The 22,143-nt window shown below is 60.9% G+C and carries 21 protein-coding genes; 8 read left to right on the top strand and 13 right to left on the bottom strand.

The window, feature by feature from the left end; genetic code table 11:
* Nucleotides 1-24: 24 nt before the first annotated feature.
* From choV to ACY4LX_RS31250, 3 genes are all read right to left on the bottom strand, one after another.
* Complete coding sequence (choV, locus tag ACY4LX_RS31260; RefSeq protein ID WP_348132067.1) at nucleotides 25-1,203, bottom strand: choline ABC transporter ATP-binding protein; 1,179 nt, start codon at nucleotides 1,201-1,203, stop codon at nucleotides 25-27.
* Nucleotides 1,200-2,045, bottom strand: coding sequence for a choline ABC transporter permease subunit (gene choW, locus ACY4LX_RS31255; RefSeq protein ID WP_133835662.1), 846 nt, complete (start codon nucleotides 2,043-2,045; stop codon nucleotides 1,200-1,202). The genes choV and choW overlap by 4 nt, the downstream gene beginning before the upstream one ends.
* Before the next feature lie 66 nt (nucleotides 2,046-2,111).
* Nucleotides 2,112-3,059: a choline ABC transporter substrate-binding protein gene (locus ACY4LX_RS31250; RefSeq protein ID WP_149659658.1), complete on the bottom strand. Its 948-nt coding sequence runs from the start codon at nucleotides 3,057-3,059 to the stop codon at nucleotides 2,112-2,114.
* Nucleotides 3,060-3,494: 435 nt separating this feature from the next.
* Between ACY4LX_RS31250 and ACY4LX_RS31245 the strand changes: the two genes are divergently transcribed.
* Entirely contained in the window at nucleotides 3,495-4,871 is a 1,377-nt protein-coding gene (locus tag ACY4LX_RS31245; RefSeq protein ID WP_149659657.1) for an L-serine ammonia-lyase, read from the top strand.
* A gap of 524 nt (nucleotides 4,872-5,395) precedes the next feature.
* Entirely contained in the window at nucleotides 5,396-6,499 is a 1,104-nt protein-coding gene (gene gbdR / locus ACY4LX_RS31240; RefSeq protein WP_123513212.1) for a choline metabolism transcriptional regulator GbdR, read from the top strand.
* A gap of 176 nt (nucleotides 6,500-6,675) precedes the next feature.
* Here the strand turns inward: gbdR and ACY4LX_RS31235 are convergent, their stop codons facing one another.
* From ACY4LX_RS31235 to choX, 6 genes are all read right to left on the bottom strand, one after another.
* Nucleotides 6,676-6,933 carry a hypothetical protein gene (locus ACY4LX_RS31235; RefSeq protein WP_463258705.1) on the bottom strand — a complete coding sequence of 86 codons (258 nt, stop codon included), beginning with the start codon at nucleotides 6,931-6,933 and terminating at the stop codon, nucleotides 6,676-6,678.
* A gap of 372 nt (nucleotides 6,934-7,305) precedes the next feature.
* Nucleotides 7,306-8,469 (bottom strand): gamma-butyrobetaine dioxygenase, encoded by a 1,164-nt coding sequence (locus ACY4LX_RS31230; RefSeq protein ID WP_463258704.1) that lies wholly within the window; start codon nucleotides 8,467-8,469, stop codon nucleotides 7,306-7,308.
* A 13-nt stretch (nucleotides 8,470-8,482) separates the two neighbouring features.
* Nucleotides 8,483-8,959: a thioesterase family protein gene (locus ACY4LX_RS31225; protein ID WP_463258703.1), complete on the bottom strand. Its 477-nt coding sequence runs from the start codon at nucleotides 8,957-8,959 to the stop codon at nucleotides 8,483-8,485.
* A gap of 147 nt (nucleotides 8,960-9,106) precedes the next feature.
* Nucleotides 9,107-10,072 carry an L-carnitine dehydrogenase gene (locus ACY4LX_RS31220; protein WP_463258702.1) on the bottom strand — a complete coding sequence of 322 codons (966 nt, stop codon included), beginning with the start codon at nucleotides 10,070-10,072 and terminating at the stop codon, nucleotides 9,107-9,109.
* Between the two features lie 140 nt (nucleotides 10,073-10,212).
* Nucleotides 10,213-11,100 (bottom strand): 3-dehydrocarnitine:acetyl-CoA trimethylamine transferase CdhC, encoded by an 888-nt coding sequence (gene cdhC / locus ACY4LX_RS31215; RefSeq protein WP_149659651.1) that lies wholly within the window; start codon nucleotides 11,098-11,100, stop codon nucleotides 10,213-10,215.
* Nucleotides 11,101-11,188: 88 nt separating this feature from the next.
* A complete protein-coding gene (choX, locus tag ACY4LX_RS31210; protein ID WP_463258701.1) occupies nucleotides 11,189-12,133 on the bottom strand; it encodes a choline ABC transporter substrate-binding protein in 945 nt (314 codons plus the stop codon).
* 209 nt (nucleotides 12,134-12,342) lie between these two features.
* Here choX and ACY4LX_RS31205 point away from each other — a divergent pair, with 209 nt between their 5' ends.
* Complete coding sequence (locus ACY4LX_RS31205) at nucleotides 12,343-13,287, top strand: GlxA family transcriptional regulator (RefSeq protein WP_169372742.1); 945 nt, start codon at nucleotides 12,343-12,345, stop codon at nucleotides 13,285-13,287.
* 40 nt (nucleotides 13,288-13,327) lie between these two features.
* Here the strand turns inward: ACY4LX_RS31205 and ACY4LX_RS31200 are convergent, their stop codons facing one another.
* From ACY4LX_RS31200 to ACY4LX_RS31185, 4 genes are all read right to left on the bottom strand, one after another.
* Nucleotides 13,328-13,744, bottom strand: a complete 417-nt coding sequence (locus ACY4LX_RS31200) for a DUF3010 family protein (RefSeq protein WP_463258700.1) — start codon at nucleotides 13,742-13,744, stop codon at nucleotides 13,328-13,330.
* Between the two features lie 32 nt (nucleotides 13,745-13,776).
* Nucleotides 13,777-14,100 carry a helix-turn-helix domain-containing protein gene (locus ACY4LX_RS31195; RefSeq protein ID WP_149659647.1) on the bottom strand — a complete coding sequence of 108 codons (324 nt, stop codon included), beginning with the start codon at nucleotides 14,098-14,100 and terminating at the stop codon, nucleotides 13,777-13,779.
* Nucleotides 14,084-14,338: a type II toxin-antitoxin system RelE family toxin gene (locus tag ACY4LX_RS31190; RefSeq protein ID WP_149659646.1), complete on the bottom strand. Its 255-nt coding sequence runs from the start codon at nucleotides 14,336-14,338 to the stop codon at nucleotides 14,084-14,086. Before ACY4LX_RS31190 ends, ACY4LX_RS31195 begins: the two co-directional genes overlap by 17 nt.
* 213 nt (nucleotides 14,339-14,551) lie before the next feature.
* Nucleotides 14,552-14,953, bottom strand: coding sequence for a lysozyme inhibitor LprI family protein (locus ACY4LX_RS31185; RefSeq protein WP_149659645.1), 402 nt, complete (start codon nucleotides 14,951-14,953; stop codon nucleotides 14,552-14,554).
* Between the two features lie 234 nt (nucleotides 14,954-15,187).
* Between ACY4LX_RS31185 and ACY4LX_RS31180 the strand changes: the two genes are divergently transcribed.
* The 5 genes from ACY4LX_RS31180 to etfA all read left to right on the top strand — a co-directional run bounded on the left by ACY4LX_RS31180 (nucleotide 15,188) and on the right by etfA (nucleotide 22,130).
* Nucleotides 15,188-16,165 (top strand): dipeptidase, encoded by a 978-nt coding sequence (locus ACY4LX_RS31180; protein ID WP_463258699.1) that lies wholly within the window; start codon nucleotides 15,188-15,190, stop codon nucleotides 16,163-16,165.
* A 77-nt stretch (nucleotides 16,166-16,242) separates the two neighbouring features.
* Nucleotides 16,243-16,773, top strand: coding sequence for a DUF5943 domain-containing protein (locus ACY4LX_RS31175; RefSeq protein WP_008083165.1), 531 nt, complete (start codon nucleotides 16,243-16,245; stop codon nucleotides 16,771-16,773).
* Nucleotides 16,774-16,788: 15 nt separating this feature from the next.
* On the top strand, nucleotides 16,789-18,849 hold the full coding sequence (dgcA, locus tag ACY4LX_RS31170; RefSeq protein ID WP_463258698.1) for a dimethylglycine demethylation protein DgcA: 2,061 nt from the start codon (nucleotides 16,789-16,791) through the stop codon (nucleotides 18,847-18,849).
* A gap of 111 nt (nucleotides 18,850-18,960) precedes the next feature.
* A complete protein-coding gene (gene dgcB, locus ACY4LX_RS31165; protein ID WP_463258697.1) occupies nucleotides 18,961-20,910 on the top strand; it encodes a dimethylglycine demethylation protein DgcB in 1,950 nt (649 codons plus the stop codon).
* Nucleotides 20,910-22,130, top strand: coding sequence for an electron transfer flavoprotein subunit alpha (gene etfA, locus ACY4LX_RS31160; RefSeq protein WP_463258696.1), 1,221 nt, complete (start codon nucleotides 20,910-20,912; stop codon nucleotides 22,128-22,130). The genes dgcB and etfA overlap by 1 nt, the downstream gene beginning before the upstream one ends.
* The last annotated feature ends 13 nt before the right edge of the window (nucleotides 22,131-22,143 follow it).

Genomic DNA, 22,143 nt, shown 5'->3' with positions numbered 1-22,143 from the left:
CGCGGCGTTTTTGTGTCTGTTGCCTTAGCCCAGGTTCTTGCCGAGCAGCGCGTGGTAAAGCTCGCTGTCGCCGAGGATCCCCACCACTTTGTTGTTGTCGTGCAGCACCAGTTTGTTGCCGGTCTGGTAACGAATCTGCAGCGCTTCGCGCATGCCAATGTTCGAATCCACGAGTGTTGGCCGACGACCCAAACCTTCCACCGATTGCCCCGGCACCCAGTTCTGCAGGTCCAGGCTCGCGCCGTTCTGGCGGGCGCCCTTGATGGTGTTGCCCTCGGCCAGGTCCAGCCACGAATCGCCGCCCGGATCCAGGCACACCGAACCGTTGATACGTTTGCAGTTGTCCAGCGTTCGCATCAGGCTGCGGCCGCACAACACGTTCAGCGGGTTGGTGTGAGCCACGAAGGTGCGCACGTAATCGTCCGCCGGGTTCAACACGATCTCTTCCGGCACGCTGTACTGCACGATGCGCCCGTCTTTCATGATCGCAATCCGGCTGCCGAGCTTCAGCGCTTCATCCAGGTCATGGCTCACGAACACGATGGTCTTGTTGAGCTTGCTTTGCAGGGCCAGCAGTTCGTCTTGCAGGCCTTGGCGGATCAACGGGTCGAGGGCCGAGAACGGTTCGTCCATCAGCAGAATGTCGGCGTCCATCGCCAGCGCACGGGCCAGGCCCACACGTTGCTGCATACCGCCGGAGAGTTCGTCGGGCTTCTTGTTGCGCCACTGGGTCAGGCCCACCAGCTCAAGCTTGTCGTCCACCAGCTTGCGTCGTTCTTTTTCCGGGCGACCCTGCATTTCCAGACCGAAGCTGATGTTCTCGCGCACGGTCAGCCAAGGCATCAGGGCGAACTTCTGGAACACCATCGCGATGCGCTTGGTGCGCATCATTTTCAGTTCGGCCGGGGTACAGGACGCGATATCGATCTGCTTGCCTTCGTGCTCGACGAACAACTTGCCACGGCTGACCGTGTTAAGACCGTTGATACAACGCAGCAGGCTGGATTTACCGGAGCCGGACAGGCCCATCAGCACGCAGATTTCACCTTTTTCGACATCCAGGCTGGCTTTTTCAACGCCGACGATCTGCCCGGTCTTTTTCAGGATCTGGTCGCGGGTCATGCCTTGGTCGAGGAGTTTGAGCGCCTCACGTGGATCTTTGGCGAAGATCACGTCGACGTCTTCGAAGCGAATAATGCTCATGCGTCACCCCCTACTTTAGCGTCGGGTTGTTTGCAGATACGGTCGAGCATGATCGCCAGCAGTACGATTGCCAACCCGGCTTCGAAGCCCAGGGCGATATCGGCGGTGTTCAGTGCGTTGACCACGGGTTTGCCCAGGCCGTCGGCGCCCACCAGTGCAGCGATCACCACCATCGACAACGACAGCATGATGCACTGGGTGATACCGGCCGCGATGCTGGGCATCGCGTAGGGCAGTTCGATGCGTGCGAGCAGTTGACGTCGCGAGCAGCCGAAGGCTTTGCCGGCGTCCATCAGTTCTGCGGGAACATCACGGATACCCAGGTAGGTCAGGCGGATTGGCGCGGCAATCGCGAACACCACCGTCGAGATCAGGCCCGGGACCACACCCAGCCCGAAGAGGGTCAGGGTTGGAATGAGGTACACGAAGGTCGGCACGGTCTGCATCAGATCGAGCACCGGACGCATCAGTGTGTAGAACATCGGTTTGTGCGCAGCGACGATGCCCAGCGGCACGCCGATGACCACGCAGACCAGGGTCGCGAAGAGCACCTGGGCAAGGGTTTCCATGGTTTCCTGCCAGTACCCCAGGTTGAGGATCAGCAGAAAGGAGGCGATGACGAAAACGGTCAGCCCCCACTTGCGTTGAATGAAATGTGCCAGTAGCGCGATGAGGCCGATCAATGCCAGCGGGTTGAACCAGGTCAGCGCAAACGTCACGCCGTGGATCATCGTTTCCAGTGTCACAGCGATTGCGTCGAAGGTGTTGGCGCCGTGTTGCGTCAACCATTCAACGAAGCCCGCGATGTACTGGCCTAGGGGGATTTTCTGATCAATCAGCATGGTAGTGAACGTCCGCATGCAAGGAAATAAACAGCCCGGACGGCCGAAACCGTCCGGCGTAAGCGATTACTGCGCGAGCTTGGCTTTCACGGCCTCCAGGCCTGGTTTACCGTCAATGGTGGTCACGCCAGCGAGCCAGGTATCGAGGACCTGTGGATTCTTTTTCAGCCAGGCCTTGGCGGCCGCGTCAGGCTTCATCTTGTCGTCCAGGATGTTGCCCATCAGCGCGCTTTCCATGTCTACGGTGAATTCCAGGTTTTTCAGCAGAGTGCCGACGTTGCTGCATTCCTGGACGTAGCCCTTGCGGGTATTGGTGGCCACGGTGGCGGCACCGAAGTCCTTGCCGAAGAAGTCATCGCCACCGGTCAGGTATTGAATCTTGAAGCGCTTGTTCATCGGGTGCGGTGCCCAGCCGAGGAAGACCACGGCGGTATCGCGTTTCTGCGCGCGATCGACCTGGGACAGCATCCCCGCTTCGCTGGACTCGACGACTTTGAAGCCGGCGGTTTTGAGACCGAAGGCATCCTTGTCGATCATGCTCTGGATCAGGCGGTTGCCGTCGTTGCCTGGCTCGATGCCGTAGATCTTGCCGTCGAGTTCTTTCTTGAATTTGGCGATGTCGGCGAAGTCATGCAGCCCCTTGTCGTACAGGGCTTGCGGAACGGCGAGGGTGTACTTGGCGCCGGTGAGGTTGGTGCGAACGACGTCCACGGTGCCGGCATCGCGGTAGGCCTTGATGTCGTTTTCCATGGTCGGCATCCAGTTACCGAGGAACACGTCCATGTTCTTGCCATCGGCCAGGGACTTGTAGGTCACGGGCACGGAAATCATGGTGGTCTTGGTTTTGTAGCCCAGGGCGTCGAGGACAACGCTGGTGGTCGCGGTAGTCGCGGTGATGTCGGTCCAGCCGACATCAGAGAAGTTTACGGTGCTGCACTGAGCGGGTTCTGCGGCTTGAGCCAGTAACGGCAAACTCAGCATGGCGGCCAACAACAACGACGGGGAACCTTTCATGGGTGGACTCCTTGGTGTTTTTTTTGGCAGTGTTCCGACTGGACCACCGCACTTATAGGTTGCGGTTGGTGGCGTTTTTTAAGACAGCTCTACCACGGCGCCTTGCAATCGAGTCGATACGATCATGTACCAGTGAAAATCTGACGCCTACAGGGGGCGTCGTAACCAGTACAGGGATGGTCGCATCCAGTGTCAGTGACGTCGTTTACAGCTTTTTTCTGCCCTGTTTGCCGCTCTGAACCGCAAAAAAACGGCGAAAACGCAGCGTCGACGACCCGCGGCGTTGTTGGACATGAGTGCGTCGGTGTGAGACGTCGAACGACACCGCAAAAGCCTGATGATGCGGCCATCTCGGCGGATTGCAGCTTGAGCGTAGCAGCTCCGTCACTGGGCGCTTTTGCGCCTGGAGTTGGCACATCCAGGAGTTCGGCAGTAATGGCTATCAGCGTTTTCGACCTGTTCAAAATCGGCATTGGCCCTTCCAGTTCGCACACCGTCGGCCCGATGCGGGCGGCGGCGCTGTTCGTGCAAGGTTTGCGTGAGCAGGGTCTTTTGGAACAAGTAAGGCGTGTCGAAGTTCAGCTCTACGGCTCGTTATCGGCCACCGGCATCGGTCACGGCAGCGATAACGCCGTGATCATGGGGCTGATGGGCGAGTGGCCGGACGCGATCGATCCGTCGAAAATCGGCCTGCATATCGAAACCCTGCGCGAAACCCACACCTTGTTGCTCGACGGTCGTTTGTCGGTGCCGTTCATCTGGGCTCGTGACATGCGCCTGATCGACGAGAACCTGCCTTTTCACCCGAATGCCATGACCTTAATTGTAGAAGGCGATCACGGGGAGCTGCACCGCGACACCTACTATTCGATTGGCGGCGGTTTTGTCGTCGATGAGGCACAAGCGTCCAGTGGCGTTGTGGACCTGGATCGCACCGTGTTGCCGTATGACTTCTCCAGTGCGGTGGAACTGCTGGAGTTGTGCCAGAAGCACAACTTGCGCGTGGCCGAGCTGATGCTGGCCAACGAGAAGGTCTGGCGCAGCGAAGAAGAGATCCGCGCCGGCCTGATGAAACTCTGGCGCGCCATGCAGGACTGCGTCGACCAGGGCCTCAAGCACGAAGGCATCCTGCCCGGCGGCCTGAACGTGCGCCGACGTGCCGCCAAGTTGCATCGCAGTCTGCAAGAGCTGGGCAAGCCCAACGTGATCGGCTCGACCCTGAGCGCGATGGAATGGGTCAACCTGTTCGCCCTGGCGGTCAACGAAGAGAACGCGGCCGGTGGGCGCATGGTCACGGCGCCGACCAACGGCGCGGCGGGGATTATCCCGGCGGTGTTGCACTACTTTATGAAGTTCAGCGAGGTGGTGACCGAGGCCAACGTGGTCGACTATTTCCTCAGTGCGGCAGCGGTGGGGATTCTGTGCAAGAAGAACGCCTCCATCTCCGGCGCCGAAGTCGGTTGCCAGGGCGAAGTCGGCTCGGCCTGCGCCATGGCGGCGGCGGGGTTGGCGGAGATTCTCGGCGCCACGCCGGAGCAGTTGTGCAACGCGGCGGAGATTGGCCTGGAACACAACCTCGGCCTGACTTGCGACCCGGTGGGCGGGTTGGTGCAAGTGCCGTGCATCGAGCGCAATGCGATTGCCGCGGTGAAAGCGATCAACGCGGCGCAGATGGCGTTGCGCGGCGATGGTCAGCACTTTATCTCGCTGGACCGGGTGATCCGCACCATGCGCGATACCGGCGCCGATATGCATGACAAATACAAGGAAACGTCGCGGGGTGGGTTGGCGGTGAGTGCGGTGGAGTGTTGATTCAGTAGGACCGCGTCGCGCCATTCGCGGGCAAGCCTCGCTCCTACAAGGGCAATACAAAACCTGTAGGAGCGAGGCTTGCCCGCGAAGGCGTCAGACCAGTCAAAACTGCGCGCTAAGTGAACACCGCACCAAAACCGCGCCACCTTTTAGCGCGTCGCTTACAGACAAGCGCACTTCCCGAGATCCGGGATCCAGTCTGGCCATTACCGCCTGTCACCTGTGCTTGTGGTGACACTCTGCTCCAGCACCTCGCAGCCCCTGTTCCCACAAGTGCTACCGATTTGCTCACACCCCGCAATACTGCGCATTTGGCCGCCTTGATGGCACTTATAACCCCCACTCTGCGCACGGCTTATATAGACACGCCGCGACGTCGTTTTCAGGAGTTATTGAACGCGCATTCAATTTTAGGCATGGCATTTGCTCTGTCATTACAAAGCCCGTCTCCCACGCGAGAACGATGGCAATAACAAGAGCCTCCGCCTGAGGCCATCACCCGCTTTGTGTGAGGAGATACCGCGATGACGACGTTCAACTCGGGGGCTCAACCCCAGAACCGTGCGCCTCAATCCATCGGCTTTCTGCTGCTGGACAATTTCACGCTGATTTCTCTGGCCTCAGCAGTAGAACCCCTGCGCATGGCCAACCAATTGTCCGGCCGCGAGCTGTATCGCTGGACCACCCTCACCGTCGACGGCGGCCAGGTCTGGGCCAGTGACGGTCTGCAAATCACCCCCGATTGCTCCATGCACAAAGCGCCGTCCATGGACACCATCATTGTCTGCGGCGGTATCGGCATCCAGCGCACTGTGACCCGCGAACACGTGTCTTGGCTGCAAAGCCAGGCGCGTCAGTCCAAGCGCCTCGGCGCGGTGTGCACCGGCAGCTGGGCCCTGGCTTGCGCCGGTCTGCTGGATGGCTTCGATTGCAGCGTGCACTGGGAATGCCTGGCGGCTATGCAGGAAGCGTTTCCGCGCGTGGCCATGAGCACCCGCTTGTTTACCCTCGACCGCAACCGTTTCACCAGCTCCGGCGGCACCGCGCCGCTGGACATGATGCTGCACCTGATCAGCCGCGATCACGGCCGTGAACTGTCGGCGGCAATTTCGGAGATGTTTGTCTACGAGCGCATCCGCAACGAGCAGGATCACCAGCGCGTGCCGCTCAAGCACATGCTCGGCACCAACCAGCCGAAGTTGCAGGAAATCGTTGCGCTGATGGAAGCCAACCTGGAAGAGCCTATCGACCTCGACGAACTGGCGGTGTACGTCGCCGTTTCCCGACGTCAGCTGGAGCGGCTGTTCCAGAAATACCTGCATTGCTCTCCGTCGCGCTACTACCTCAAGCTGCGCCTGATCCGCGCCCGGCAGTTGCTCAAGCAAACGCCGATGTCGATCATCGAAGTGGCGTCGGTGTGCGGTTTCGTGTCCACGCCGCACTTCTCCAAGTGCTACCGCGAATACTTCGGCATTCCGCCGCGTGACGAGCGCGTAGGGTCCAACACCACGCAACAGGTGGCGATGATGCCGCTGCCGCAAGCGCTGGTGCTGTCGCCGTTGTCCGGGCCGTTGTCGGCGTTGAGTCAGGCGCGCAATGAGTCAACCTTCGCCAGCGTTAGGCTCTAGACCGCGCGGGCTACTGTGGCGAGGGAGCTTGCTCCCGCTGGGCTGCGCAGCAGTCCCAAAACCGGCGAATGCGGTCTTTCTGACAAACCGCATTCGCTGTTTTTGCGACCGCTTCGCGGTCGAGCGGGAGCAAGCTCCCTCGCCACAAAAGGCCGCTCAGTGCTGACAATCGGGCGCTAGGACTTCTGCTGATACTCCGCCAACGCCGGCAACAATTGCTTGTCGATCGCCTGGCGCACCGCCGGCAGGATGGTCGCGCTGCTGGTGTACATCTGCTTGACCATGGTGCGCAGCACGATGGCCCGCTCATCGTTCAAACCCCGCACCGCACACTCGCAAGCCTGTTCGGCGGTGGCACCGCTCGGTACTGGAAAGCCCAACGATTTCAGCTGGCCCAACAGGTCTTCCTGGTCAATCAAATCGGCGTACATCATGACGCAATCCTTCTTCAGGGAACGGTGTCGTGGCTCGATTCTGGTAGGGGGGCGGGGCGTCGGCAAGGACGATTTGTCGCAATGGCCGCGATACCTATGAACAGGTCGTTTTCGGCTAACTTGCCAGGGAGGGGAGTAGGCACACTGGATTCAGCTGGCTTCACGATGGTTTGGTCACCCTCGCGCAACGGCTCCTCAACAGTACCTTGTGCCCCGATCCTGTCACGGCTTGATCGGGGCTTTTTTTTGTCTGGGGAATCAGGTGGGGATGTGTTGTTTGGGCTGACGTCTTCGCGGGCAAGCCTCGCTCCTACAGGGGGTATGCGATCCCCTGTCGGAGCAAGGCTTGCCCGCGAAGAACGATGACGCGTTCTACCGTTGCAACACCAAAATCCGCGACAACAACTCATCCCGATCCACATAACACCCCTGGAAATGCCGGGCGCCGGTGGCGGGGTCGAAGGCGTTGCGGGCGTGGAGGGTGCGGCGGTTGTCGAAACACCACAATTCGCCGGGATTGAGCCGCTGCATCAGGCGAAACCGCGCCTCTCGGGTCATGGCAATAAACCGCCGATACGCCCGATAGAGCTTGGGCATGTCCTCGATCGATGCATCAAACGGCCCGCGCAGGAAGTTCGCCATGCGGATCTCCGAGACTTGCCCCAACGCATCCAGCGCGATGATCGGCGCCAGGCAGCGGTAGTCGCTGTGGCGGTCTTTGTTGCGGAACTCCACGGGAATGTCGCACAAGGCCTGGAACGACTCTGGGCTTTCAACCCGCAACGCCTCGGCTATGGCAAAACCGTCGACAAAAATACTCTCGCCACCCTCGGCATCATTCACCAGGCAATGCAGGAATTGCAGCCCCGGTTGCAACTCCCGGGTCGGCAGGTCGCTGTGCAGCGGCAGGTTGAAAGCAGTGTAGGCGTTGCTGTCGGCGTCGGCCTTGGATTGCACGTTGAACAACACGCCGAAATTGCTCTCGCGGATGAAGGAGATGCGCTGGGCGATCAACTTCAGCGAGCCGGGTTCGGTGGGCACGCCACGGACCTGGGTCAGGCCGATATCCCGCACCGCCAGCAGCCATTGCAGCAGGGCGTCGTTGTCGTTCATTAATGCCTGATAGTCGAACACCGGCAGCTGCAAATCGCTGGTCCACAATTTGGATTTCGGTTTGCCCGCCCGTCGCTCGGTGCGGGATTCATCGTCGTAGGCGTGGGCCCGCAACCAGCCCGGATCGAAGCGGCTGAGGTGGCCGTCTTGCCAGTCGACGCGCAGGCAACCGTCGGCTTCGAGATGCGCGGCACTGGGTGTCAGGTCTTCCGCGACATCGACGATTTCCAGCACCTGCTCGCGAGTCACGGTATAGACACACAGCGCACACGGGCAGTTGTCCCGCAGCCATTGGTGATGAAAAGGGCTGACGCGGCCATCGGCCCAGGTCACTTGGACGCGGTCCGCCAGGGTGTGCACGGCGGTTAATGCGCTGATCAACGGGTAGGTGCGGAAGTCGGCAAAAGCGGCGGCGGTGTTCATGGCGATCTCCTGGTTATTTTTTTGGCGGTAGTGCGATCACTCGGCCGATGTAGTCAGGGGCAGGCAGGTCGATTTGCTCGGCGACGATGGCTTGCAGCTTGCCCAGGGTCTCTTCGCTGAACGGTGCGGAGCGCGGTCCGGCGAGGTCGACGTGCAGCAGCATTTGCTCGTTGCCGGCCAGTTCCTTGTCACCGCCCACCAGGTGCAGGCTGTGGTAGAGGTGCAGGCGTTTGCTGTCGTGGGCGATGATTTGGGTGTGCACTTCGACGTCGGCGTCGAGCTTCACTTCGTGCAGGTAGTTGAGGTGCAATTCGAGAGTGAACAACGAGTTGCCGCTGGCTTCGCGGTTGTTGCTGTCCATGCCCAGACGATCCATCAGCGCGTCGGTGGCGTAGCTGAAGATCAGCAGGTAGAAGGCGTCGCGCAGGTGGCCGTTGTAGTCGACCCAGTCGGGGATGATTTTGGTTTGGTAGGTGGTGAGGGTGGGCATGTCGTCACATCCGAAAATGGTTGGGTTGTGATCGTTCCCACGCTCCGCGTGGGAATGCCTCTTGTGACGCTCTGCGTCACGCTTTGGGACGCGGAGCGTCCCGGGCTGCATTCCCACGCAGAGCGTGGGAACGATCAGTGCGCAGTTTTAGTCGGCAAACGCCATCCCATGCTTCTCTTTGGTGGTCTTCACCGCCTCCAGCACCGCCAGCAAGCAATCATCACGATAGCGTTCCAGCGCTGAAATGCTGTGGCTGCCCAACTGATCACTGGTCCCATCCACCACATCATCAATCAACTTGTCGGTCAGCTCCGGTGCCGGCAGATAGGTCCAAGGTAACTGCAACGCCGGCCCGAATTGCGCCATAAAGTGCCGCATGCCCGCATCGCCACCTGCCAGGGTGTAGGTCAAGAACGTGCCCATGAACGACCAGCGCAGACCCGCGCCAAAGCGGATCGCATCGTCGATTTCGCCGGTAGTCGCCACGCCGTCGTTGACCAGGTGCAGCGCCTCGCGCCACAGCGCTTCGAGCAAGCGATCGGCGATGAACCCCGGCACTTCCTTGCGTACATGCAGCGGGCGCATCCCTAGGGATTCGTAGACTTTGATCGCCGCTTGAATCGCTTCTGGCGCGGTGTTCTTGCCGCCGACCACTTCTACCAATGGCAGCAGGTAAACCGGGTTGAACGGATGCCCGACCACGCAGCGTTCCGGGTGGGTCGAACCCTCGTAGAACTCACTCGGCAACAGCCCCGAGGTGCTGGAGCCGATCAGTGCATTGGGCTTGGCCGCTGCGCTGATTTTGCCGTGCAGATCCAGTTTCAGCTCCAGACGTTCCGGGGCACTTTCCTGGATGAAATCCGCGTCGCGCACGCATTCTTCAATGGTGGCGACAAAGCGCAGGCGATCTTGCGAGGCTCCGGGGGCCAGGCCTTGTTTCTCCAGTGCGCCCCAGGCATTGGCGACCCGTTTACGCAGCGCCGCTTCGGCACCGGGCGCCGGGTCCCAGGCCACCACGTCGAGGCCATGGGCGAGGGCGCGGGAGACCCAGCCGCTGCCGATGACACCGCTGCCCAGCGCGGCGAAGGTTTTGATTTCGGTGATAAAGCTCATGGCGTCGTCCTTAAAGAAATTCGGTGAACCCTGTAGGAGCGAGGCTTGCCCGCGAAGGCGGCATTCCTGTCGCAAGAGATCTACCGGATGTACCGGCCTCTTCGCGGGCAAGCCTCGCTCCTACAAGGTTTATGGGGGGGTTAACCGCGCTTGGTCAGGCCCATTTTTGCCCGGCCTTCGGCCGGCGTCAGGACGCGAGCGCCGAGGCGGCTGAGGATTTCGCTGGCGCGTTCCACCAGTTGGCCGTTGGTCGCCAGTACGCCTTTGTCCAGCCACAGGTTGTCTTCCAGCCCGACCCGTACGTTGCCGCCCAGCAGCACCGCTTGCGCCGCCATCGGCATTTGCATGCGCCCGATGCCGAACCCGGCCCAGACCGCGTCGGCCGGCAGGTTGTCGACCATGGCTTTCATGGTGGTGGTGTCGGCCGGCGCGCCCCACGGGATGCCCAGGCACAGCTGGAACAGCGGGTTGTCGAGCAAGCCTTCCTTGATCATCTGCTTGGCGAACCACAGGTGACCGGTGTCGAAGATTTCCAGCTCGGCCTTCACGCCCAGCTCTTGAATGCGTTTGGCGCCAGCGCGCAGCTGCGCCGGAGTGGAGACGTAAATCGTGTCGCCATCGCCGAAGTTCAGAGTGCCGCAGTCGAGGGTGCAGATTTCCGGCAGCAGTTCTTCGACGTGAGCGAGGCGGGTCAGCGGGCCGACCAGGTCGGTGTTCGGGCCGAACGCCATCGGGTTCTCGCCCGCGCCGATTTCCAGGTCGCCGCCCATGCCGGCGGTGAGGTTGACGATGATGTCCACGTCCGCCTCGCGGATGCGCTCCATCACTTCGCGGTACAGCGCCACGTCACGGCTGAACTTGCCGGTTTCGGGATCGCGGACGTGGCAGTGGACCACGGTGGCGCCGGCCTTGGCGGCTTCCACGGCGGCAGCGGCAATTTGTTTCGGGGTGACCGGCACATGTGGGCTTCTGGCGGTCGTGTCGCCAGCACCGGTGAGTGCGCAGGTGATGATGACGTCGTGGTTCATTAGGCGATTCCTGTTCTTTATGGGTGTGGCAGGCGTGATGATTCCGTTCGCAGCCCGTGCAGGCTGCGATTCGGTGGTTCAATCGGGTTTATTTACTGGTCAATGACAGGTTTTCAGCCGCTGGTTTGCCATCGAAAGTCGTCACACCTTCGAGCCAGCGTTGCTTGTCTTGCGGGTGATCTTTGAGCCATTGCTTGGCCGACTCGAAGGCGTCCTTGTGATCCAGCAACGGCTGCATCATCCGGCTCTCGTCTTCGGCGGTGTAGGTCAGGTTGCTCAGCAAACGGCTGACGTTCGGGCATTGTTCGGCGTATTTCGGGGCGGTGACGGTCCAGACCGTGGCCATGCCTTCGTTCGGGCCCAGAGCATCTTCGCTGCCGGTGAGGTAAGTCATCTGCACGTTGACGTTCATCGGGTGCGGCGCCCAGCCGAAGAACACCACGGCTTCCTTGCGGCGCACGGCGCGGTCCACGGCGGCAAGCATGCCGGCCTCGCTGGACTCGACCAACTGGAACTTGCCGAGGCCAAACTGGTTCTTGGCGATCATCGCCTTGATCTGGGTGTTGGCGCCCGAGCCCGGTTCGATGCCGTAGATCTTGCCGCCCAGTTCTTTTTCGAACTTGGCGATGTCGGCGAAGGTTTTCAGGCCTTTGTCAGCGAGGTAGGTCGGGACGGCGAGGGTGGCGCGGGCGTCTTTCAGGCTTGGGGCCTCAAGCACCTTGACCTGATTGGCTGCGACGAACGGGGTGATGGTCTGGGTCATCAGCGGGTTCCAGTAGCCCAGGAACAGGTCCAGGCGCTGGTCGCGGATCCCGGCGAAGATGATTTGCTGGGACGCACTGGTTTGTTTGGTGTTGTAGCCGAGGCCATCGAGCAATACCTGAGTCATGGCGCTGGTGGCGATCACATCGGTCCAGTTCACTACACCCATGCGCACGTTCTGGCACGAGGCAGGGTCGGCGGCCATGACACTGGCGCTCAAGAAAGCGGTACCGCTGAGTGCAAGAACACAGCTGCTGATCAGTCGTTTCATGGTGGGTTCCTCGGCAGGTCGTTATTGTGGGTCCCGGCATCTTCGTGCGCCGGTGATGCCAAGTTACGCAGCTAAGCCCCCGGCCAAACGCACTACGGCGACCAGCTCTTGCACTGCAGCGACCTGCGCTCTTGAATGCCATCGCCAAGTGGCGTATCAACGTCCACACGCTCCCCGCCCTCTCGTTACTTGCCAGTCGAGTGCGCTCCATGTCCCAGGATTTCTACTTCATGCTGATGCCGGGTTTCTCGGCCATCGGTTTTATCTCGGCCATCGAGCCGCTACGGGTCGCTAACCGCTTTCGTGGCGAGCTGTATCGCTGGCATGTATTAAGTGCTGATGGCGGGGCGGTGTTGGCCAGTAACGGCATGTCGGTCAACGCCGATGCGGCGCTGGAACCGCTGAAGAAAGGTGCGACGCTGCTGGTGGTCGCCGGTTTCGAACCGCTGAAATTCGCCACCCCGGCCCTGGAGCACTGGCTGCGCCGACTGGACAACGAGGGCGTGACCCTTGGCGCCATCGACACCGGCAGCTTCGTCCTCGCCGAAGCCGGCTTGCTCGACGGCCATCGCTTGACCCTGCACTGGGAAGCCATCGACGCCTTCAAGGAATCCTACCCACAGCTCAGCGTCACCCAGGAACTGTTCGAGATCGACCGCCGCCGCATCACCTCCGCCGGCGGCACCGCGTCCATCGACCTGATGCTCGACCTCATCGGCCAGGCCCACGGCCCGGAACTGGCGATCCAGGTCAGCGAACAATTCGTGCTCGGGCGCATCCGCCCGCGCAAAGACCACCAGCGCATGGAAGTCGCCACGCGTTATGGCATCAGCAACAAGAAACTGGTGCAGGTGATCGGCGAGATGGAGCAGCACAGCGAACCGCCGCTCAGTACGCTGGAATTGGCGGAATCGATCAAAGTGACGCGGCGGCAGTTGGAGCGGTTGTTTCGGTTGCACCTGAACGACACACCGAGCAATTTCTACCTGCGGCTCCGGCTGGAAAAGGCGCGGCAGTTATTGCGCCAGACCGACATGAGCGTGCTGGAAGTGAGCATTGCGTGCGGGTTTGAATCGCCGTCGTATTTCACCCGCAGTTATCGGGCGCGGTTTGAGCGGTGTCCGCGGGAAGACCGGCGTACCGCCAAGGCATGATTGTTCCCACGCTCTGCGTGGGAACGATCAGTGGAGGGTTTTACTTTTTCATCAGGGCCGAACACGCCGCTTTAAACGCCTCATGCTGATACTTGTTCAGCGTTCCCGGCAGTTCGAAGTTGTGCTTTTTGGCCTGGGCATTGATCGTCTGCGGCGACAGCAGCGTCACCTCGCAACTCTCCAACAGCTGAAAAATCCCCTCGATCTTGAACGTCGTCGGCCCCCCGGCAAACTCACCCTTCTTGCTGCGCTTCTTGATCGCAATCCGGTCTATGGAATTCTCCCGCACAAACGATGCGACCTGAGCGGCGAAGACCTTGACGTTGGCGGCCTCGTCATCATCGTCCAGGGCGATTTTCTTGGTGGCCAGGGCGACGTGGCTCAAGGCCTGACCGTCGAGGGAGGCCACGGCGATAATCGCTTCGCTGCCTTTGATTTCGATGCCGCAGATGTTCATATCAATCCCTTTCAGAAATGGTGGTGTGCAGCCTACAACTCAAGTTGATTGGCCGTGATGCCAAACGCCGCGGCAATTTTCTCGCGGGTGGCCTTGCGCGGTTTCGCAACCGTCTCTTGCTGCGCGAAGGCCGGTTGGGAAATACCCATGCGTTTGGCCACTTCGTCCTGAGTAAGGTTCAGGTGTTCGCGCCAGGCGCGAATCGGCGTCGAGCCATCGACAATGCGGCTGACGACTTCGTGGGGAATCAGATCGGGCTCAATCTTCTGCGCCACATATTGCGCGTAGGGAATGACCACGAAAGCAGGATTGCCCTCCGCGTCGTTGATGATTTGAACGTCAGTAGGTGCGTTCATCGCGTTTTTTGACCTCTTGAATACTGACCACTTTGATTGCGCCATCCCAGTCGAACATGACTCGATAATTACCCACTCGAAGTCGATAGGCATAGTCATGACCGACCAGTGCTTTGACATTGCTGATGTCAGGCATGTCAGTCAGCACCGCGACGGCATCACGGACCTGGATCTGGTGAACGGAATGCAATTTCAGAAGCTGCTTAACGGCCTTTCGAGTCCAGTGAATACTGTTCATGAGAGAATATAAGTCTTTTATAAGATTTCACAATCTTTACTTATAATTCTCTCTCAGCCAATTAACGAAGCATGTCGGGATGTTGCCCGGCCAATAGGGTCTGCTGCGAGGTACTGGGAGTGCTGTAGGTTTAGTCAGCGAGGTTTGTAGGAAACATCATCTCTTCAGGATCGAAAGCCGACGCCGGTGCCAGCTTCCGACGGAAATTCAAGATCACTCCTGCGAAATCGACTCCAAAAACTCCGACCGCTCATCACTCATCCGCGCCACGCAATCATTCTGCGCAATGGTGAAGGCCTTGCTGCCGCTCGTCGCCGGAAACGCTTCCACGGCGCAATCGGCATCCCGGCTCTTCAGCCATTGCTGCTGGGCGACCTTGAGCTTTTCAGTGATGTCGCTCAATTGCGCCTTGTTCTTGCCGTAGACCGACTGCAAACGCGTGTTCAGCCCCTGGTAGTTTTCCTTGAGCAGATCTTCGGCGGTGGTTCTGCTGTAGGCCGAGCATTCCAGGGTCTGGACGTCGTTTTCGACTGAATCGCAGGGGTTGTTGTCGGACTCTTCCGCCGCCTGTACGCCGGTCGCTATGAGTGCCAAAGCCAGGAACATCGTTTTCATTGCGTCGTCGCCCCTTTTTCAGTGCATTTCCAGTAATGCCGCGAATTCTGGCCCATGCGCAGGCCCTTGAACAGCTACGCGATCATGCCCGGCGACGACCCTTTGTCGCAGATTGACGCTTTCGGCAAACCCTCTGTCGTTTTTGCACCCGGCTGCCCCGGTCCTCAGGCATATGCTGGCCCCAAAGCGCCGGCACACGATTCGGCGCACGAATCGCTAATAGGGGACAGCCTGATGAGCCCAGCCGAATTGCACGCCGACAGCATCGTTATCGACGGGCTGATTATCGCCAAGTGGAACCGCGAGCTGTTTGAAGACATGCGCAAGGGCGGTCTGACTGCGGCCAACTGCACCGTGTCGGTGTGGGAGGGCTTCCAGGCCACCGTCAACAATATCGCCGCCAGCCAGAAGCTGATCCGCGAGAACAGCGACCTGGTGATTCCAGTGCGCACCACCGCCGATATCCGCAAGGCCAAGGAGCAGGGCAAGACCGGCATCCTCTTCGGCTTCCAGAATGCTCACGCGTTTGAAGACCAGATCAGCTATGTCGAGGTGTTCAAGCAGCTGGGCGTCGGTATCGTGCAGATGTGCTACAACACCCAGAACCTGGTGGGCACCGGTTGCTACGAACGCGATGGCGGCCTGTCGGGTTTCGGTCGTGAAATCGTCGCCGAGATGAACCGCGTCGGCGTTATGTGTGACCTGTCCCACGTCGGCTCCAAGACCTCCGAAGAAGTCATTCTCGAATCCAAGAAGCCGGTCTGCTACTCCCACTGCCTGCCGTCGGGTCTGAAAATCCACCCGCGCAACAAATCCGATGAAGAACTGAAGTTCATCGCCGACCACGGCGGTTTCGTCGGCGTGACCATGTTCGCGCCGTTTCTGGCCAAGGGCATCGATTCGACCATCGACGACTACGCCGAAGCCATCGAATACACCATGAACATCGTCGGCGAAGACGCCATCGGCATTGGCACCGACTTCACCCAGGGCCATGGCCAGGACTTCTTCGAATACCTGACCCATGACAAGGGCTACGCCCGCCGTCTGACCAGCTTCGGCAAGATCATCAACCCGCTGGGCATCCGCACCGTCGGCGAGTTCCCGAACCTGACCGAAACCCTGCTCAAGCGCGGCCACTCCGAGCGAGTCGTGCGCAAGATCATGGGCGAGAACTGGGTCAACGTCTTGAAAGACGTCTGGGGCGAATAAGCCACCGCGTTCTGAATCCTTTCCCCCGGCCGTCCGCGCCGGGGGCAACACCCCAATTTTTCTGGAGTTAAGTTTCCATGGCCAAGATCGCCCCGCAATTGCCAATCGAAGTCGACAGCGAAACCGGTGTCTGGACCTCCGACGCCCTGCCGATGCTGTACGTGCCACGTCACTTCTTTGTGAATAACCATATGGGCATCGAGGAAGTGCTGGGCGCCGAAGCCTACGCCGAAATCCTCTACAAGGCTGGCTACAAATCCGCCTGGCACTGGTGTGAGAAAGAAGCTGAATGCCACGGCCTGGAAGGCGTCGCGGTGTTCGAGCACTACATGAAGCGCCTGTCGCAGCGCGGCTGGGGCCTGTTCAAGATCCAGGACATCGACCTCGACAAAGGCACCGCGAGCGTCAAGCTCGAACACTCGGCATTCGTCTACGTCTACGGCAAGGTCGGGCGCAAAGTCGACTACATGTTCACCGGTTGGTTTGCCGGCGCCATGGACCAGATTCTTGAGGCGCGCGGCAGCAAGATCCGTACGGTTGCCGAGCAAGTCTACGGTGGCTCCGAAGAAGGCCACGACGACGGTTTGTTCACCGTCAAGCCGTTGTAAGTCGAGGAACCCGCCATGGCTTTCGAAGCAATGTTCCAGCCGATCCAGATCGGCAAACTGACCATCCGCAACCGCGTGCTCAGCACCGCGCACGCCGAGGTGTATGCCACCGACGGCGGCATGACCACCGACCGGTACGTCAAGTATTACGAAGAGAAAGCCAAGGGCGGGATCGGCCTGGCGATTTGCGGCGGTTCTTCCAGTGTGGCCATCGACAGCCCGCAAGGCTGGTGGAAATCGGTCAACCTGGCCGACGACCGGATCATTCCGCACTTCCAGAACCTGGCCGATGCCATGCACAAGCATGGCGCCAAGATCATGATCCAGATTACCCACATGGGCCGTCGCTCCCGTTGGGACGGCGAGCACTGGCCAACGTTGCTGTCGCCGTCGGGCATCCGGGAACCGGTGCACCGTGCGACCTGCAAAACCATCGAACCGGAAGAAATCTGGCGGGTGATCGGCAACTACGCCACGGCGGCTGGCCGTGCGAAGGCCGGTGGCCTCGACGGCGTAGAACTGTCGGCTGTGCACCAGCACATGATCGACCAGTTCTGGAGCCCTCGCGTCAACAAACGCACCGACGAATGGGGCGGCAGCTTCGAAAACCGCATGCGTTTCGGCCTGGAAGTGTTGAAGGCTGTGCGCGCTGAAGTCGGGCCGGATTTCTGTGTTGGCATCCGTCTGTGCGGTGATGAATTCCACCCGGACGGCTTGTCCCACGAAGACATGAAGCAGATCGCCAAGTACTACGACGACACCGGCATGATCGACTTCATCGGCGTGGTCGGCTCGGGTTGCGACACCCACAACACCCTGGCCAACGTTATCCCCAACATGAGTTATCCACCGGAGCCATTTCTGCACTTGGCCGCCGGTATCAAGGAAGTGGTCAAGGCCCCGGTCCTGCACGCGCAGAACATCAAGGACCCGAACCAGGCCACCCGTATTCTGGAAGGCGGCTACGTCGACATGGTCGGCATGACCCGCGCCCACATCGCCGACCCGCACCTGATCGCCAAGATCAAAATGGGCCAGGTGGACCAGATCAAACAATGCGTCGGTGCCAACTACTGCATCGACCGTCAGTACCAGGGCCTGGACGTTTTGTGCATCCAGAACGCCGCGACCTCCCGTGAATACATGGGCGTGCCGCACATCATCGAGAAATCGACCGGTGTGAAGCGCAAAGTCGTGGTGGTCGGTGCCGGCCCTGCGGGGATGGAAGCGGCGCGCGTCTCCGCCGAACGGGGCCACGACGTGACCCTGTTCGAAAAGAAAGAATTCATCGGCGGGCAAATCACCACCGCCTCGAAAGCCCCGCAACGGGACCAGATTGCCGGGATCACCCGCTGGTTCCAACTGGAGCTGGCGCGTCTGAAAGTCGACCTGCGCCTGGGCGTGGCGGCGGATGCGGCGACCATTCTCGACCTGCGTCCGGACGTGGTGGTGCTCGCCGTCGGCGGACATCCATTCCTGGAACAGAACGAACACTGGGGCGCGGCGGAAGGCCTGGTGGTCAGTAGCTGGGACATCCTCGACGGCAAGGTCGCGCCTGGCAAAAACGTGCTGGTCTACGACACCATTTGCGAGTTCACCGGGATGTCCACCGCAGACTTCCTCGCCGACAAGGGCAGCCAGGTCGAGATCGTCACTGACGACATCAAGCCGGGCGTGGCGATTGGCGGTACGTCGTTCCCGACCTACTACCGCAGCATGTACCCGAAAGAAGTGATCATGACCGGCGACATGATGCTGGAGAAGGTCTACCGCGAAGGCGACAAGCTGGTGGCGGTGCTGGAGAACGAATACACCGGCGCCAAAGAGGAGCGGGTGGTGGACCAGGTCGTCGTCGAAAACGGCGTGCGTCCGGACGAAGAAATCTATTACGCGCTGAAGGACGCGTCGCGCAACAAGGGCCAGATGGACATCGAAGCCTTGTTCGCGATCAAGCCGCAGCCATCGCTGAGCCAGGCGGGTGACGGCTACTTGCTGTTCCGCATCGGCGACTGCGTGGCCCAGCGCAACACACACGCCGCCATTTATGACGCACTCCGGCTCTGTAAGGATTTTTGACGGCGCAGCTGCAAGCCGTAAGCTGCAAGTCGCAAGTAAAAGCTCAGCCTCGCCGCTGGTCTTTCTTGCAGCTTGTAGCTTGTAGCTTGCACCTCGCTAGAGGTGACTCTGATGTTGAACACCCTTCTTCCAATCCTGCTGTTCGCTGCCCTGGGCCTGGCTGTCCTCGGCGCGTTGCGGCGGATGAATATGTGGCGCCGGGGCCGGGCCTCGAAGGTCGACCTGATCGGCGGCCTGCTCGCCATGCCCAAGCGTTACATGGTCGATTTGCACCACGTCGTCGCGCGGGACAAATACATCGCCAACACCCACGTGGCCACGGCCGGTGGGGCGGTGGCGTCGATTGTGCTGGCGATCCTGGTCCACGGTTTCGGCCTGCACAGTCGCATTCTCGGTTTCGCCCTGTTGATCGCTTCGGCGGTGATGTTTGGCGGGGCGATTTTCATGTTCCTGCGGCGTCGCAACCCACCGGCGCGTCTGTCCAAAGGGCCGTGGATGCGGTTGCCGAAAAGCCTGCTGGCGTTCTCGGCGAGTTTCTTCCTGTTGACCCTGCCGGTCGCTGGCATCCTCCCGGAAAACTTCGGTGGATGGGTGGTAGCTGCGGTCCTCGGCGTCGGTGTCCTGTGGGGCGTTAGCGAACTGTTCTTCGGCATGACCTGGGGCGGCCCGATGAAGCACGCCTTCGCCGGTGCCCTGCACCTGGCCTGGCACCGTCGCGCCGAACGCTTCGGCGGTGGCCGGTCCACCGGTTTGAAACCCCTGGACCTGAACGACCCGACCGCGCCGCTGGGCGTGGAAAAACCCAAGGATTTCACCTGGAACCAACTGCTCGGCTTCGACGCCTGCGTGCAGTGCGGTAAGTGCGAAGCGGCGTGCCCGGCCTTCGCTGCCGGCCAGCCGCTGAACCCGAAAAAACTGATTCAAGACATGGTGGTTGGCCTCGCTGGCGGTACTGACGCTAAGTTCGCCGGTAGCCCCTATCCAGGCAAAGCGGTTGGCGAACACGCCGGCAATCCACATCAACCCATCGTCAACGGTCTGGTCGACGCCGAAACCCTGTGGTCCTGCACCACGTGCCGCGCCTGCGTCGAGGAATGCCCGATGATGATCGAGCACGTCGATGCCATCGTCGACATGCGCCGCCATCTGACCCTGGAACTTGGCGCCACGCCAAACAAGGGCGCCGAAGTCCTGGAAAACCTGATCGCCACCGACAACCCGGGCGGCTTCGCGCCGGGCGGGCGGATGAACTGGGCGGCGGATTTGAACCTGAATTTAATGAGCGAGAAGAAGTCCGTTGACGTGTTGTTCTGGGTTGGCGACGGTGCCTTCGACATGCGCAACCAGCGCACCTTGCGCGCGTTCGTCAAAGTGCTGAAAGCGGCCAAGGTCGACTTCGCAGTGCTCGGGCTTGAAGAGCGCGACAGCGGTGACGTGGCCCGCCGTCTGGGCGACGAAGCGACGTTCCAGTTGTTGGCTAAACGCAATATCCAGACCCTGGCGAAGTACAACTTCAACCGCATCGTCACCTGCGATCCGCACAGCTTCCACGTGCTGAAAAACGAATACGGCGCCTTCGACGGCAACTACCTGGTGCAGCACCACAGCACCTACATGGCCGAAATCATTGGCGCTGGCGCCCTGAACCTCGGCCAGCACAAAGGCAGCAGCGTGACCTATCACGACCCGTGCTACCTCGGTCGCTACAACGGCGAATACGAGGCGCCGCGCGAAGTGCTGCGCGCCCTCGGTATCGAAGTGAAGGAAATGCAACGCTCCGGTTTCCGCTCGCGCTGCTGCGGCGGCGGTGGCGGGGCGCCGATCACTGACATTCCGGGCAAGCAACGGATTCCCGACATGCGCATGGACGACATCCGCGAAACCGGTGCCGAACTGGTAGCCGTGGGTTGCCCGCAATGCACGGCGATGCTCGAAGGCGTGGTCGAACCGCGTCCGCTGATCAAGGACATCGCCGAACTGGTGGCGGATGCATTGCTCGAAGATGCCGCGCCGAGCAAGCCGAACACCCCGGCCAAACGTGAACCTGCGGAGGCCCACTGATGAGCGACATTATCCGCCGCGACCCCCGCGCCGAATGGATTGCCCGTAACCGCCTGCACCCGCTGCACGCGGCGATGCAACCGGCGCAACACAGCTGGATGGGGCCCAACGGCGTCATCCGCAAGAACCTGCATGGCATCGGTTTTATCGGGCCGAACGGCATCAAGCGCATCGACCGCAGTGGTGCGCAGCAGGGCGGGGCGACTAAACGTTCGGCCGCCGTTGAAGTGCAATTGCCGCTGCATCAAGTGCCGGCCCCGGCGTTCTACATCAGCGTCGTTCCGGACATGGTCGGTGGCCGTTTGAGCAGCCACGACCGCGATTTGCTCGGCCTCGCCCATCAACTGGCCGGCAAGGATGGCGCGGTGTTGGCCGTGGTCTTCGGCGAACACAAGGAAAACGCCTTCGCCACTGCGGGCGTCGATCGCTTGCTGGTGCTGGATGGCGACGAGTTCAGCGGTTATGCACCGGAACAACGGGTCCAGGGCCTGCGGGCTGTGGATAACCAGTTCAGCCCCCGTCACTGGTTGCTGCCAGACAGTCGCAGTGGCGGCGGCGAACTCGGTCGACGCTTTGCCGCGGCTCTGGGCGAACGCCCGGCCACGCGGGTCTGGCAGGTCAAGGATCAGGAATGCATTGGCCGCGCCGGTGCGGGCCTGCAAGACCTTGCCCGGCCAGTTGCTCGACTGATTCTAGCCGCCGTCGAGTGCGCCGAACCGGTCAGTGAAACCCGTCACGAAGCCCTGCCGGTGGAGTTATCCACAGCCGTGGTGCGCAGTTTGTCGCGCATTGAGGACTTGGGCGCGGTGGCGGTGGATCCGGCGGCGATCCCCATGGCCGAAGCCGAGTTCATCTTCTCTGGCGGCAACGGGGTCAAGGACTGGGGACTTTTCCACAGGACCGCCGAAGCCTTGGGCGCGACCGAAGGCGCGTCGCGGGTGGCGGTGGACGATGGGTTCATGGCCCGCGACCGTCAGGTCGGCGCGTCCGGCACCTGGGTCACCGCGCGGGTCTACGTGGCCGTGGGGATTTCCGGGGCGATCCAGCACCTGCAAGGCATCGGTGCCTGCGACAAGGTGGTGGCAATCAACCTCGACCCGGGCTGCGACATGATCAAACGGGCCGACCTGTCGGTGATCGGTGAGAGCGCCGAGATTCTTCAAGCCTTGATCGATGCGATAGCGGCTTATCGCAACGACGCCAAGCGCGATGCGGCTTAAGGGAAGGAAAGGG

The sequence above is a fragment of the Pseudomonas sp. Emmai genome (assembly GCF_055179735.1).
This window is presented reverse-complemented; position numbering and strand designations above follow the sequence as displayed.